Genomic DNA, 14,198 nt, shown 5'->3' on the forward strand with positions numbered 1-14,198 from the left:
GTAGGAGCACCTCTCGAGGTGCGAACCTCGCGAAGCGAGGCGACAACGTTTATGTTGCTCGCCTCCCCTTTCTCAAATCTGTCGAGCGTTGATATTCCTGATCGTCCTGCGGACGATTTCCGCGCTGGCGCGCGGTTCGCACCTCGAGAGGTGCTCCTACAGGTGCTGCGGTCAGGACGCGGTGGTGGCTGTCATGGCTGCTTGCTTTTTCCGTTTGCGACTCGCCACCCGCGCCTTGCGTTTCTTCCACCAGATCACTACGCCGGTGATGGAGAGCATGGCCACGGCAATGCCCATGATCGATACGATGATACGGCCGGGCAGGCCGGCGATGCGGCCGGAATGCAGGGGGAACTGCAGCTGGTTGAACACATCGGCGGCGGTGCCTTCCCAGGGCACTTCGTCACCGATCAGCTGGCCGTTTTCGCCATCGTAGTAGAGGCTTTTCACTTTCATGCCGCCGCTGTCGTGGTCTTCGCCCGGGTAATAGAAGCGCACCCCGAACACGGCGAAGTTGTCGCTGTAGAAGGTATCGCCGATGGGCTCTTGCCACTGGCGGTTATCCGCTTCGGTGCGCGCTTTATCGAACAGGGCCGGCCAGCTTACCTGGGGTTCCACCGGTTCATGCAGGGCGGTGGGGGTGCGTGTCTCGAAAGGCCCGGGGGTGGTTTCGGAGACCATGGACATGACCGGGTAGAAGATTTCCCGGTACAGGTTCAGGGAGAAAGAGGTGAACGCCAGAATCAGTAGCAGGCCGAACACCCACAGGCCCACGGCCCGGTGCAGGTCGAAATTCAGCTTGTAGGCGCCGGCGCCGCGGCGAATCATCCAGGCAGGTTTCCAGCGTTGCAGCCAGCTCTTGCCAGCGGGCTTTTGGGTACGGCGCTTACGCGGCAGGGTCAGTGCCATGGCGATAAAGGTATCGAACAGCCAGACCATGGCGGCGGCACCCATCAGCCAGATCCCCCAGCGATCAATGCCCTTCCACTCCGGCAGGTGCAGAGTGAAGTGCAGCTTGTAGAGGAACGACATCAGGTGTTCCGGGTGCAGGGAGATCTTGCCCCACAGGCGTTTGCCGACGATCTCGCCGGTGACCGGGTCCACGAAGGCGTGGTCATAGTCCAGCTCATAGCGGCGACCCGTTTCCGGATTCACCCTGGCGTCCACCCAGATTTCCGCGTTGTGGCCGGGCTCCGGCTCCAGATGGAAAAAGCTGGCGCGTACCCGTGGGTCGGCCTGCTCCACCCGGTCCACCAGTTCCAGCATGGGCAGCGGTTGCCCTTCACTCTGGCTCTCGAACAGGTGCGGGTTGAGCCATTCATCCAGCTCGTGGTCCCAGGAGATCAGCGCCCCGGTCAGGCCGGCAATAATCAGAAAGCCGGCAATAAAGAGGCCGAACCAGCGATGAAGAACCACCAGAATTGCGCGCATGGGGCACCTGTTACGATCAGACTGAGCGCCGCAGTCTATCAGGAATAAAAGTAATTCTCATTACGAAAGTGGCTCAGGCGTTCGCCTTGTTGCTGCGCCACAGCGGATAGGGAATCCCGGCAACCCGGTTGATGATAAAGGCCTGGGCGACCAGCAGGGCCACGGCGCTGATCAGCACCGGTAGTTGCTGAAGCTCATGCATCAGGCCCAGGGAGACAATCAGCGCCGTGGCCCCGGCGGGGGGATGGGCGACCCGCAACAGGATCATCAGGGCACTGGTGAAGCCCAGCGAAAGACTGGCCGCCACCACACGAGGCCATTCCACCCCGGTCAGAAACGCGGCGGGGGCATCGTCCAGCCCGCATATCCACAGGGCAGCCCAGCCACAGAGCACGCCGATCACGTGACCGCTGAGCACATTGCGCGGCGAGGCGGCTTCCGCCAGGGGCAGGTGGAACAGAAGAAAGGCGGTGGCCCCCAGGGAGGGAAAGATAAACGACTGCTGGGTAATCAGCGCCACGATGGCAATCAGGGCAATGCTCAACCCACCGTTGACCAGGTTGAACAGCGCCAGCACCAGGCGGGGATTAAACCGCTGGCTCATCACATCCAGATGCAGTTGCCGCAACAGGCCGCCGACCAGTTGCTGGCGCAGCCGGTCATTCTGTTCACTCATCTCGCGCACTATTCCGGGGCGAATAAAGAGCGCGCATGGTAAGGCTTTGGCGATGGTTGGGCAATTTTGGTGCAGGCCAGGATGAAAGCGCTTTTTAACAACGGCCCGGGGGTAAATCCGCTAGCATGAGCGGATCAGAAAAAGGAGATCATCGTGGAAGGCTTTTTCTCTCAGGCGCTGGTGCTGCTGGCGGCGACCCTGTTGTTATTGCCCCTGTTCCAGCGACTGGGACTGGGCAGCATTCTGGGCTATCTGGCGGCGGGGATCGCCGTGGGGCCGCTGGGGTTGGCGCTGGTCAGCGGCGGCACCGACGTGCTGCACTTCGCCGAGCTCGGTGTGGTGCTGATGCTGTTTCTGGTGGGGCTGGAACTGGCACCGCAACAACTGTGGGCGCAGCGGCGCCGGCTGGTGGGCCTGGGGGCCAGCCAGGTGCTGCTCAGTGCCGCGCTGCTGGCGGGGGCCTTTCTGCTGCTGGGCTTCGAGACCAACGTGAGTCTGGCCATCGGCTTCACCCTGGCGCTGTCCTCCACCGCCTTTGTGGTACAGATGCTGGTGGAAAACAATCAGCTGGGGACACCCCAGGGCCGCTCCGCGTTCTCCATTCTGCTGTTCCAGGATCTGGCGGTCATCCCCATCCTGCTGCTGTTGCCCCTGCTGGCCGGCACCCAGGCCGGAGAGGACAGCCCGCAGTTGCTGGCCGGTCTGGTGGCATTGGTGGCCATGGTGCTGGCGGGCAAGTATGCCCTCAATCCCTGGCTGGGCTGGCTGGCGAAATTGCGCAACCGGGAGTTGATGATCGCCAGTGCCCTGATGCTGGTGCTGGGCGCCGCCGCCCTGATGGAGCACCTGGGGCTGTCCATGGGCCTGGGGGCTTTCGTGGCCGGGGTTCTGCTGGCCAACTCGCCCTACCGGGAGCAACTGGAAACGGATATCCAGCCCTTCAAGAGTCTGTTGCTGGGGCTGTTCTTCCTGGCCATCGGCATGACCATGGATCTGCGTTTGCTGGTCGACAACCCGGGGGATATTGCCCTCTATCTGCTGGTGCTGTTGGGCCTGAAAGCCCTGGTGCTGGCGGTGATCAGCCGGGTGCGCGGGGTGGAATGGCGCAATACCGCCCTGTTCGGCATCCTGCTCTGCCAGGGCGGTGAGTTCGCCTTTGTGCTGTTCACCCAGGCCCAGGCCCTGAACCTGCTGGACACCACCCTGGTGGGCCAGCTCAACCTGGTGGTGGCCCTGTCCATGGCCGCCACCCCGCTGCTGCTGAAACTGGTCACCCTGCTGTGGCCGGAGCGCAGCAAGAGCACCTCGCGCCCGGACTTGGAAGCGGAAGACATGCCCGACCATCACCCGCGGGTGGTGATCGCTGGCCTGGGGCGTTTCGGGCAGATCACCGCGCGGATCCTGGTGGCACGCAAGATCCCGTTCACCGCCCTGGATTCCGATCCGGACGAGATCGACATGCTGCGCCGCTATGGCAACGAGGTGTACTTCGGTGATGTGACCCGCCTGGACCTGTTACGCAATGCGGGACTGGAATACGCCCGGGTGCTGGTGCTGGCGGTGGACGATGTGGACGACTCGCTCAAGGCCGCGGAACTGGTACGTCACCACTTCCCTGATGTGACTATCGTGGCCCGGGCCCGGGACCGCTTCCACGCCTACAAGCTCCATGCCCTGGGGGTCGATCAGGTAATCCGGGAGACGTTCGAGTCCGCCCTGCTCAGTACCCGGGTGACGCTGATGCAACTGGGTGTGCCGGAATCCACCGCCATCGATCTGGTGCGCAGCTTCCGGGAACTGGACGAGACACTGCTGCGCGAGCAGGTGGAACACCAGCACGATGGCGACAAGCTGGTGGAAGCCAACCAGCGCGGCCGGGCAGAGCTGGAATCCCTGCTGTCCAGCGGCGACTGATGCGCGTTGCCGAGCCGTTGTCGCCGGGACAGGCGCCGGGCTCGCCGGGTCGCTCAAGCCAGGAACGCCCCGCCAGCCCGGACAGGCGGAACTACAGCTTCAGCTTGTTCAGCCCACGGCTGATGGCCTGACCCAGGCCGGCTTTTACTACCGGACCGAGCAGCGGCAGCTTGCCTTCAAACTCGATCACATAGTGCAGCTGACTGCCGCCGTTGCCGTTTTCGGAAAAGCGCATGGTGCCCTTGTGGTTCTTCAGGGGGCTACCCTTGCTGATCTTGTATTCGATCAGTTCGTTGGGGACCACCTTGGTGACGGTTTCTTCGAACGGCGGCGCGATCAGGATGCGCATGCGGCGGGTGGAGCCCACGCCGTTGGGGCTGTCGATGCCGGGCTTCACTCGCTTGATCTTGGCCGGGGCGAAAATCACTTCCAGGTTTTCGTGGTCACTGAGAAAGTCGAACAGCTTGTCCACGGAAAACGGGAAGGTCTTGGTAATCTCGATACGCTGCATGTAAAGCACTCCGCTGGGGCCCGGCAGCGGGCCGGGCAAGTCTCACACCGGCATGGCCGGTAAACAGGATGTCGATTCTGACCGCTGCCCCGCAACCTGCAAGGTTAAATCGGGCCATAGGGGGGAAGCGGCCCTGCATAGCTCCTACAAAAAACTAACCCCAGCCCTCGGCCAGCCACCGGGTCACTTCTGCCGCCGATATGTCCCGGCACGCACTGGCGAACTGCCCTGCCCACAAGGGGGAGCAATCACCGCTGCCCTTGGCTTCCGCCGCTGCCCGCAACGGTCCGATGGCGTTGCCCGCCAGGGGGAAGGCCGGGGTCACGTCCGGCATGGGGCCCAGGGCATCCATCAGCCGGTTCACCATGCCCCGGGCGGGACGCCCGGAAAACACTGTGGTCAGGGCCGTATGCCGGGCGCGTTCACTCTGCAGCCACTGCCGGTGCACGGCCTTGGTAGTGGCTTCCGGGCACAGCAGATAGGCCGTGCCCACCTGAACGGCGCTGGCGCCCAGCGCGCGGGCGGCCCGGACCCCTGCCGGGGTGGCAATGCCGCCGGCGGCGATCACCGGCAGGGAAATGGCGTCGCAAATCTGTGGCAGCAAGCTGAAGGTGCCCTGCTGCAGGCTGAGGTCGTCACTGAGGAAATGGCCCCGATGGCCGCCGGCCTCCAGCCCTTGGGCAATCACCCCGTCGGCACCGTGCTCTGCAAGCCAGATGGCTTCTTCTACCGTGGTGGCGCTGGACAGCACCCGGGCCCCTGTGGCTTTTACCCGCGCCAGCAAGGCCGGGGCCGGCAAGCCGTAATGGAAGCTCACCACCGCCGGGCGAAACCGTTCCAGCACCGCCGCGCTGTCTTCGTCGAAGGGTTGCCGGGAGGGGCCGCTGGCAATGGCCGAGGTATCCGCTGCGAATTCCTCATAGAAAGGCCGCAGGGCGTCCACCCAGCGCTGCTCCCCTGCCGGGTCCGGCGCCGGAGCCGTGTGGCAGAAAAAATTCACATTCCAGGGTTGGTTGGTGGCGGCAGACAGTTGCGTCAGTTGTTCTTCCAGCCCCTGGGCACTGAGCATCCCCGCCGGCACGGATCCAAGACCACCGGCCTCACATACCGCCGCAGCCAGGCGCCAGTCCTGCACGCCGGCCATGGGGGCCTGGATCAGGGGAAAAGCGGTATGAAACAGGGCAGACATGGCGGCTCCGGTCGCAGTCACGGGAAGCAGCCACGCTAACCGGAAACCGGCTGCCAGGCCAGCGTGGCGGCTAGTCGTTCAATTCCCGGCGTTCCCGTTCATAGTCGTCATAGGGCTTGCTGGCCCGCTCCATGCAGGCATCGTATTCCGACAACGGCACCTTGTCGCACTGGAGGCGGTTGTTGTGCTGGAGGTTGTCGTAGACCGCCTTCTCACTACAGGCGGCCAGCAGTGCGGCGAAGCTCAACAGCAGAAGTCCTTTCATGGTGTCAGGTTCCTTTGTGACTTATTCCGTGCCGGTTTTCTTCAGCGGTGCCTGCCCGCTGACGGCGGCGCTGCCTATGCCGCGGGGATCGCTGGCGGCGGTGACCTCATTGCTGCCCTTGCGCCACAGGATCGCCTGCATGTTGCCGTAATCGCGGCCGGTGGAGACCACATGGTGGCCGCGCAGCATCAGTTCCTTGGCGGCCTCGCTGCCGACAAACGCCGGCTCCGCCTGCACTTCATCGGGCAGGTACTGGTGATGGAAACGGACCCGGTTGACCCAGGCATCCACAGGCTGGTCGTTGGCCGCTTCCAGCACGCCCAGCATGACCATGGTGATGATACGGCTGCCACCGGGGGTGCCGAGGATGGCCACGCGGTCGTCGAATTCCACGAAGGTGGGGGTCATGGATGACAGGGGCCGTTTGCCGGGAGCGATGGCATTGGCCTCGCTACCCACCAGGCCATAGGCGTTGGGGCTGCCCGGCTTGGCGGAGAAGTCGTCCATTTCGTTGTTGAGCAGGACGCCGGTGCCCGGTGGCACGAAGCCGCTGCCAAAGGGCAGATTGATGCTCAGGGTGGCGGCGACCCGGTTGCCGGCCTTGTCCAGCACCGACAGGTGGGTGGTATGGAAGCCCTCCTCCACGGTCAGCGGCTCGCCCAGGGTATGGCTGGGGGTGGCTTCGTCCGGGTTGATGCTGCGGGCCCGTTGCCGGGCGTATTCGCTGCTCAACAGCTTATCCACAGGGATATCCACAAAGTCCGGGTCGCCCAGATAGCGGGCCCGATCCTGGTAGGCCCGGCGCATGGCTTCCACGATCAGGTGGGTGTCCGGTTCGCCCTCGAACTGGCTGAGAATATTGAGGGCCTGGCCCATCACGATGCCGCCGGCGGAGGGCGGCGGGGCAGAAACGATACGGGCATTTTTAAAGGTGCTCACGGTAGGTGAGCGCTCAATCACGTCGTAGTTGGCCAGGTCTTCCAGGGTCCAGATCCCCCCGGCCTGCTCCACCCCTTCCACCAGTTTGCGGGCGACCTCGCCCTGGTAGAAACCGGCCTTGCCCTTCTCGGCCAGCAGGGTCAGTACCCGGGCCAGATCCGGTTGTTTGATCACATGGCCAGCGGGGGGCACTTTGCCGTTGTGCAGGAAGAGGGCGGCGGCCTCGGGAAAGCGGTTGAGCACCTCTTCCCGGTAACCGGCCAGTTTGCGGTAGTGGTCTTCCACCTCGAAGCCCTCCCTGGCCAGCCGGATGGCCGGTGCCAGTGAGGTCTTCAGGGGCAGCTTGCCGTAGTTGTCCGCCAGATGCACAAAGGCGGCGGCCTGGCCGGGGATGCCGGCGGCGCTGGGGCCGTTCAGGGCCCAGTCACGGACCACCTTGCCGTCGCGATCCTGGTACATGGTGGGGATGGCCGCATCCGGGGCGGTTTCCCGGGCGTCCACGAAGGTCTGCAAGCCGTCACTCTCCCGGTGCAGCAGCCAGAAGCCGCCACCGCCCATGCCGGCCGAGTAGGGCTCCACCACCGCCAGGGCTGCCGCCACGGCGATGGCGGCATCGTAGGCATTGCCGCCTTTCGCGAGGATCTCCATGCCGGCGTCGGTGGCCAGTGGGTGAGCACTCGCTACCGCGTTCTTGCCCGGCCCGGCAGCCTGGGCGGTGACGGTGATCAGCAGCAGCAAGGGAAGCAGAATGCGCATGGTTCCTCCGTGGATGGGGGCTGTCTTCGCTGTAGGAGCGTCGCTGGCGGCGCGATAACCTCCGTATGGATATCGCGCCGCCAGCGACGCTCCTACAGAATGTTGCCGGCGGAATGGTTGCCGCGCCAAGGTGATCAAGGCTAGCGGTTATGTCAGGCCAGAACCCGCGACTGGTTCCGGTTCGAGGGTGCCGCTATCGTTTCTTCCTTTCCTGACGTTTCTGCTCCAGCGCTTTCGCCACCAGCGGCGGTACGAAATTGCTCACATCCCCGTCCAGCAGGGCGATTTCGCGGATCAGCGAGCTGGAGATAAAGGACAGGTGCTCCGCCGGGGTCAGAAACACGGTTTCCAGCTCCGGGGCCAGTTGCCGGTTCATGTTGGCCAGCTGGAATTCGTATTCGAAGTCACTGACCGCGCGCAGGCCGCGCAGCAGGATGTTGCCATCCTCTTCCTTGCAGAAGTGGGCCAGCAACTTGGAAAAACCGGTGACCCGGACATTGGGCAGATGGGCCAGTACCTGGGTGGTCAGCTCCACACGTTCTTCCAGGGTGAACAGGGGCCCTTTCTTTTCACTGGCGGCAATGCCGACGACCACTTCATCAAACATCTTGGCGGCCCGTTCGACCAGGTCCAGATGGCCGTTGGTGATCGGATCGAAGGTGCCTGGGTAGATTACGCGGTTGGTCATGCTTGGCTCGCTTTATCGCTGAATACCGTGCCCGGCCGTGCCGGGCACCCACAATGCCCGCAAGCATACCCCAAGCGCCCGCAAAGATGCAGGGTCAGGCCGGTGACGGATCCGCCTGATCATGCTGTTGTTGCTGGTACCAGCGGGCACTGCGGGCAATCACCGCCGCCATGGCGGGGCGCGTTAGCCCCTGCTGCGCCAGAAAGGCGTCGGTGGCGGTGGTGTCGAAACGGGTGGTCTGGATGAAGTGCAGGGCTTCCGGCCAGGTGTTCATCAGCTGTGGCATCCCCGGCAGGTGAAGCAGGGCCGCCAGAACCGGAATCGGCACATGCCGCTGCGGAGGGCGCCGCCCCAGGGTGTCGGCGGCGATGGCCAGCAGCCCCTGCAAGTTGGGGGTGGACGGGTCCAGGGCCAGTAGCCGTTGTGGCACGGTATGGGCCCGGGTCGCCTCCGCAATCAGCGCCGCCAGATGGTCCACCGCCACCAGTGGCAGCCAGTGATCCGGGCTGCCGGGGACCATGGCCATCCGCCCCCGCGCCAGGTTATCGATCAGCGAATACAGCGGCTGGGCACTATCCAGAGCGCCGGTATGGCTTTGACCGGCGACCGTCGCGGGCTGCACTTCCACCAGTTCCAGGTCACTGGTGGCCGCCAGGGCCCGCACCCGGATTGCCGCTTCCAGTTTGCTGGCTTCATAGCCGCCCGCCCGGCGATAGACCTGCTGCCAATCCACCAGGTCCGGGTCGTCGCCGGTGATACCCAGCCGCTGAAGATGCTCATGGTTTTCCAGCATGAAGCCACTGATAAACACCAGGCGGCTGCCATGGCGGCGGGCCAGCTCCGCCACCGCCAGGCTGCCGGCCACATTGGTGCGCTGGGCGGTCTCCCGATCCAGTTGCCAGGCAAAGCGGGCGCCCAGATGAATGATGGCCTGTGGGGCAGGCAGATCCTCCGGCAGGCCCAGGCCGGGCAAATCCAGATCCCCCTGCACCGCCTGCAGACGCTCGCTCTGCCCGCCCAGGGCATGGACTTGCTGGCGCAGGACGGGGAGCTGGCTGTCCGGCTGGCGCAATACCGCCAGGATGTCGTGATGATGGCTTAACTGAGCGCAGACATGGCGGCCGATAAAGCCGCTGGCGCCGGTGATGAGAATGGTCATGGCAGGTCTCCGTGATGAGGTATGCCACCACCCTAAAGGGTAGAGTATGCTCTAAGGTCAACAGCGGATTGCGAGGCCGCCATGCAGATTGCGGAACTGGAACAGCGCACCGGAGTGAACCGCCATACCCTGCGCTATTACGAAAAGGCCGGTTTGCTCCAGGAAGTGGAACGGCGTGGCAACAATTATCGGGATTACCCGGAAAAGGCGGTGGAACGGGTGGCCATGTTGCGCCAGCTCAAGGCGCTGGGTTTTTCCCTGCGTGAGATTCGTGAGGTGCTGGATGCCCTGCGCAGCGACAGCATCGATTGCGAACAGGGTGCTGTGCTGATGGCGGAAAAGAAGGCGGCGGTGGACGACAAGATTCGTGAGCTGAAACAGGTCAGCGCCCTGCTGGGCCGGGAGCAGCAACGGCTGGAAGCCAGCGCGGCGGCATTGCGCGAAGAAGGACGTTGCAAGGGATGATTTTTACCACAGAGGGCACAGAGTTCACTGAGTAAAACCAGGCTCTTCGGTATACAAATCCGGTTGATTTTTCTTGTTTGCGATCGGTTCTTTCTCAAAAGAATGTTTTGGTCAATGCATGGTGTTTTTGGTGAACACCCTTGCCTGACAATGGCGCACAAACACTGGTGATTTCAGCAGGCTATGCTTAGCGTATGGGTCCATTCTTCGTGCGGCTTCAGGAGTAGATCATGGGTGTGTCTCAGGCAGACAAGAAAAGCATGAAAGAAATAAGTTTTGCGCAAGCTCAGCAGGCCGGGCAGGTCTCCTGTGAGGATGCGCTGGCCATTTATGATGCGCTGGAGCCCATTGATACGGACTTCATGCTTGGCGCCTGGAAAGGCGAAGGCTTCGAAACCGGTCATCCGCTGGATGGGGTGCTGGAGCGTTGCCACTGGCATGGCAAGCGTTTTGACAGCGCCGAACACGTGTACCCGCTGGTGTTCCGCAAGGCATCCGGTAAATTGACCACGGTAAAGCCGATGCTGGTGATGCCCGGCCTGGGGTTGCTGGACCGGTTGCCGTTTTTGAAGTCAGAATCGGTGGGAAAACTGTTTCAGTTTACCCTGCCGCTGCTGTCCGGGCGCCGCTCTGCCGCCCGCCTGCGCATGATCCACTACCGGGGAAAAACCTCCGCCACCATGTCCTACGACAACCTGCCCATCAATGATGTGTTCCGCAAGGTGGACGACAACACCGTGCTCGGCATCATGGATCTGAAAGGCATGAAGCAGCCGTTTTTCTTTGTGCTGCGTCGCGACGACCGCTAAGTCTTTCTGCCAGAATATCCCCTGAATAATAAGGAACGCCTGTGCGAGACACCGCTCCCGCAGGGACGTCGATTCGGGGGAAGCTTATGGCCGATTGGGCACCGCAATACAGCAAGGCCGAGCGCCTCCGCCTGTTATTGTTTCATGCCGCCTGGGCTGGGCCCCTTTTCCTGCTGACCGAGTTTTTCTTTTTCCCCTGGTTCGAGCGCTATGTGGAAACGGCCCACTGTCACCACTATGGGTCTCTTAATGGCCTGGAGCTGGTGATCTACAGCCTCTTTATCGGTTTGCCGCTGGGGCTTGCATTGGTGGTGCTGGCCATTGAAGGGCGGCACAGTGTTCGTGTGTTGCGACTGGGCCAGTCGCCCTTGCCCGACGAAAAAGTGTTCCGCCCTGCCCGCTATGTGTACGGCCATCGGACGCGTATCAAGCCGCTGATCTTTTTCCTGTTGGTGCTGTTCTTGTGTGGGTTATCGGTGCAGGGGTTTTTCTGGGCGGACGCCATGATCGATACGCTGTCGCCGGACGTTAACCGGTGCCTGATCGTACCTGTCGCTCAGCGATACACTCTCCCGTAGGAGCGTCGCTGGCGGCGCGATAGCCAACGCATGAAATCGCGCCGCCAGCGACGCTCCTACGGATAGGTGGGGATACCGGCAATTCAGGTTTTCCGCAGGATGCAGTTCGCCTCAGGCTCAGTGCACCCTACCGTGTCTTCAATTTTAAAATGTGCCGAAAGTGGATTGTGGACAGGGCCGTTCAATAACCACTGTCTTCCGCGTCGCCGCGGAGTCGTTCCCGACGTTCCTGTTCTTCCTCGAAGGCCGCCTTGATTTCTGCCAGCACGTCGTCCACGTCGGCAATATGGTCGTCGTCCTCTACCTGGCCGGTGAGTTCGCTGTCCGGGGTCAGTTCGCCGCTTTCATACAACGCCCAGATTTCCTGGCCGTAACGACTGCCGCGTAGTGAGGGCGCGTACTGGCCGTAATAGCGGGTCATGTTGTCCACGTCCCGGTAGAGCATGGCTTCGGCGCTGTTATTGGCGGCGGCGTCCACGGCCTGGGGCAGGTCGATGATCACCGGGCCGTAGTCGTCCACCAGCACGTTGAACTCGGACAGGTCGCCGTGGATGATGCCGGCGCACAGCATGCGCACCACGTACTGCATCATCAGCGCATGATCCTCTTCTGCCTGTTCGGCGGACATCACCACTTCACTGAGGCGCGGGGCCACGTCACCGTCATCGTCGGTGACCAGCTCCATCAGCAGCACCCCTTCGAGCATGTCGTAGGGCTTGGGCACGCGCACGCCGGCCTCGGCCAGTCGGCGCAGGGCATCCACCTCGGCGCTCTGCCAGATTTTTTCCTGCTGTTCCCGGCCGAACTTGGAGCCTTTCTCCATGGCCCGGCTGCGGCGGCTGTTACGGACTTTGCGGCCTTCCCGGTACTGGGCCGCTTTCTTGAAGTTCCGTTTGGCGGCTTCCTTGTAGACCTTCGCGCAGCGTATCTCGTCGCCACAGCGGACCACGAAGATATCCGCCTCCTTGCCACTCATAAGACGGCTGATGACCTCGTCGATAAGGCCGTCATCCACCAGGGGTTGTAATCGTTGCGGGGTTTTCATGCCGCACTTATACCTTATTTGGCGTCCGGCTTCCCCTGCTACCTGAGGTTTCGGGGTGAAATCGGGAGCGGCTGGGAGGGCAAAGGGCACGACCTTGCCCCGTTGGGGGCTAACGGAGCAGGGTTGGTGCAGGCAGGTCAGGCTTTCAGTTTGTCTGCCAGGGCGGTGGCGTTGCGGGCGCTCATGCCATAGATGGTGAGCTGCGGATTGACGCCCAGACTGGTGGGGAACACGGACCCGTCGATAATGTAGAGGCCGTTCAGGTATTTGTAGCTGCCATCGCTGTTCACCACACACTGGGACTCATCCTGGCCCATGGCACAGCCGCCCATCACATGGGCGCTGCCCAGGCCGGTGATCACCGGATCATAGGCCAGCTTGTTGATGGCCTCTTTGGCCTCTTTCCAGCTTTTGTAATAGCCCGCATGGCTATGGCTGGGCCGGATCTCTTTGGCCCCTGCCGCGAAGTGCATTTCCGCCATGGTCAGGTGGGAGCGCTTGGCGCCTTCCAGCAGATAGGCGTCAACCGGATAGTCGATGACCGGCTCGCCATTGTCGCGCAGTTCCACATTGCCGCCCGGGTTGTCGGCGTGGAAACCGTCTCGCAACAGGGCGATGGAGGAGGCCAGGTTCGGCAGCCGCTCGATTTCGTTGCGGGCATCGCCACCGTAACCGCCCATCAGGGCACCGGTGAGGCCCGGGTGCATGGGCATCATTTCCAGCTTGTACCCCGCCGGGCCGTCCACCCCGTGCTTGAACACGAACTCGTCGGAATACAGGGATTGGGGTGCGCCGTAGTACGGTGCCACTTCCTCGTCATAAATGCCGAAGGTGAAGGTGGTCGGATGCAGGAAGGTGCGCTTGCCCACCCGGCCCTGGGGGTCCGGTGCGTCGGAACGCATCAGCAGGGCCGGGGTCTGGATACCGCCGCCGGACGCAATCACGGTTTTCGCCTTGACGGTAACGGTGGCGCCGGTGGGCACCTTGTCGTTGTTGAGCGGACGCACTTCCACCCCGGTGACGGTATCGCCATCGATAAGCAGGCGGTGGGCCTGGGCGCTGTGGATCAGGGTGGCGCCATTATTCATGGCGGCAGGCAGGGTGGTCACCAGCATGGATTGCTTGGCGTTGGTGGGACAGCCCATACCGCAATAGCCGATGTTCCAGCAGCCTTCCACATTGCGCGGGATCACCGCCCATTCCCAGCCCAACGCGTCGCAGCCTTTTTTCAGCACGTCGTTGTTGGCGTTGGGGGGCATGATCCACTGGCTGATCTTGAGCCGTTCCTCCATCTTCTGGAACCAGGGGTCCAGATCATTGCGCAGCAGGTCTTCCACTCCGAAGGTGTCCTGCCAGTACTGCAGGGTTTCGCTGGGGGTACGGAAGGAGCTGGTCCAGTTGACTACGGTGGTGCCGCCCACGGTGCGGCCCTGCAGAATGGTCATGCCGGCATCCTTGGTGGCGCGCATGGCGCCTTCCTGATACAGGTCCCGGTAGGCCTCGCCTTCGTTCAGGGTGAAGTCGTCAGAACTCATCAGTTTGCCGGCTTCGATGAGAATCACCTTGAGGCCGCGCTGGGTGAGAATTTCCGCGCTGACGCCGCCACCGGCACCGGTGCCGATGATTACCACATCCGCTTCCAGGGTGCGGTCAGCGGAAACGGTACGCCCGTCGATTACATCCCAGCCGTTCTTGATGCCGGTTTTCCACGGGTCGTTAATGCCCTTGATGGGCAGGGAAGACAGATCCTGCATGGCGTTATCCTTTTATTTT

14 protein-coding genes are annotated in these 14,198 nt (G+C 62.7%); 4 read left to right on the forward strand and 10 right to left on the reverse strand.

Annotated elements, in window-relative coordinates; translation table 11 throughout:
• Positions 1–171: 171 nt before the first annotated feature.
• A complete protein-coding gene (locus A0251_RS01820) occupies positions 172–1,431 on the reverse strand; it encodes a PepSY domain-containing protein (RefSeq protein ID WP_062815117.1) in 1,260 nt (419 codons plus the stop codon).
• 73 nt (positions 1,432–1,504) lie between these two features.
• A complete protein-coding gene (locus A0251_RS01825) occupies positions 1,505–2,107 on the reverse strand; it encodes an HPP family protein (RefSeq protein ID WP_062815118.1) in 603 nt (200 codons plus the stop codon).
• A gap of 153 nt (positions 2,108–2,260) precedes the next feature.
• Between A0251_RS01825 and A0251_RS01830 the strand changes: the two genes are divergently transcribed.
• Positions 2,261–4,021 (forward strand): monovalent cation:proton antiporter-2 (CPA2) family protein, encoded by a 1,761-nt coding sequence (locus tag A0251_RS01830; protein WP_062815119.1) that lies wholly within the window; start codon positions 2,261–2,263, stop codon positions 4,019–4,021.
• 91 nt (positions 4,022–4,112) lie between these two features.
• Here A0251_RS01830 and A0251_RS01835 read toward each other — a convergent pair whose 3' ends face one another.
• From A0251_RS01835 to A0251_RS01860, 6 genes are all read right to left on the reverse strand, one after another.
• The gene (locus A0251_RS01835) at positions 4,113–4,532 is read right to left on the reverse strand and encodes an SRPBCC family protein (RefSeq protein WP_052042504.1); all 420 of its coding nucleotides are present in this window, start codon (positions 4,530–4,532) and stop codon (positions 4,113–4,115) included.
• Positions 4,533–4,686: 154 nt separating this feature from the next.
• The gene (locus A0251_RS01840; protein ID WP_062815120.1) at positions 4,687–5,721 is read right to left on the reverse strand and encodes a nitronate monooxygenase family protein; all 1,035 of its coding nucleotides are present in this window, start codon (positions 5,719–5,721) and stop codon (positions 4,687–4,689) included.
• A 70-nt stretch (positions 5,722–5,791) separates the two neighbouring features.
• Positions 5,792–5,986 (reverse strand): hypothetical protein, encoded by a 195-nt coding sequence (locus A0251_RS01845; protein WP_062815121.1) that lies wholly within the window; start codon positions 5,984–5,986, stop codon positions 5,792–5,794.
• Between the two features lie 21 nt (positions 5,987–6,007).
• The gene (ggt, locus tag A0251_RS01850; protein WP_062815122.1) at positions 6,008–7,681 is read right to left on the reverse strand and encodes a gamma-glutamyltransferase; all 1,674 of its coding nucleotides are present in this window, start codon (positions 7,679–7,681) and stop codon (positions 6,008–6,010) included.
• A gap of 193 nt (positions 7,682–7,874) precedes the next feature.
• On the reverse strand, positions 7,875–8,369 hold the full coding sequence (gene coaD / locus A0251_RS01855) for a pantetheine-phosphate adenylyltransferase (protein ID WP_062815123.1): 495 nt from the start codon (positions 8,367–8,369) through the stop codon (positions 7,875–7,877).
• Between the two features lie 94 nt (positions 8,370–8,463).
• Complete coding sequence (locus A0251_RS01860) at positions 8,464–9,528, reverse strand: SDR family oxidoreductase (protein WP_062815124.1); 1,065 nt, start codon at positions 9,526–9,528, stop codon at positions 8,464–8,466.
• Between the two features lie 81 nt (positions 9,529–9,609).
• On the opposite strand from A0251_RS01860, the gene A0251_RS01865 reads away from it, so the two are divergent.
• From A0251_RS01865 to A0251_RS01875, 3 genes are all read left to right on the forward strand, one after another.
• Complete coding sequence (locus tag A0251_RS01865) at positions 9,610–9,993, forward strand: MerR family transcriptional regulator (RefSeq protein WP_062815125.1); 384 nt, start codon at positions 9,610–9,612, stop codon at positions 9,991–9,993.
• Positions 9,994–10,223: 230 nt separating this feature from the next.
• On the forward strand, positions 10,224–10,802 hold the full coding sequence (locus A0251_RS01870) for a DUF4334 domain-containing protein (RefSeq protein ID WP_156478216.1): 579 nt from the start codon (positions 10,224–10,226) through the stop codon (positions 10,800–10,802).
• A gap of 86 nt (positions 10,803–10,888) precedes the next feature.
• Positions 10,889–11,380 (forward strand): hypothetical protein, encoded by a 492-nt coding sequence (locus A0251_RS01875; protein ID WP_062815126.1) that lies wholly within the window; start codon positions 10,889–10,891, stop codon positions 11,378–11,380.
• 181 nt (positions 11,381–11,561) lie between these two features.
• On the opposite strand, the gene A0251_RS01880 is transcribed toward A0251_RS01875, so the two are convergent.
• The gene (locus A0251_RS01880) at positions 11,562–12,425 is read right to left on the reverse strand and encodes a PA4780 family RIO1-like protein kinase (RefSeq protein ID WP_062815127.1); all 864 of its coding nucleotides are present in this window, start codon (positions 12,423–12,425) and stop codon (positions 11,562–11,564) included.
• 137 nt (positions 12,426–12,562) lie between these two features.
• Positions 12,563–14,179, reverse strand: a complete 1,617-nt coding sequence (locus A0251_RS01885; protein ID WP_062815128.1) for a GMC family oxidoreductase — start codon at positions 14,177–14,179, stop codon at positions 12,563–12,565.
• Positions 14,180–14,198 lie beyond the last annotated feature (19 nt).

This window comes from Alcanivorax sp. NBRC 102024, from assembly GCF_001602235.1.
Lineage (GTDB): Bacteria > Pseudomonadota > Gammaproteobacteria > Pseudomonadales > Alcanivoracaceae > Alcanivorax.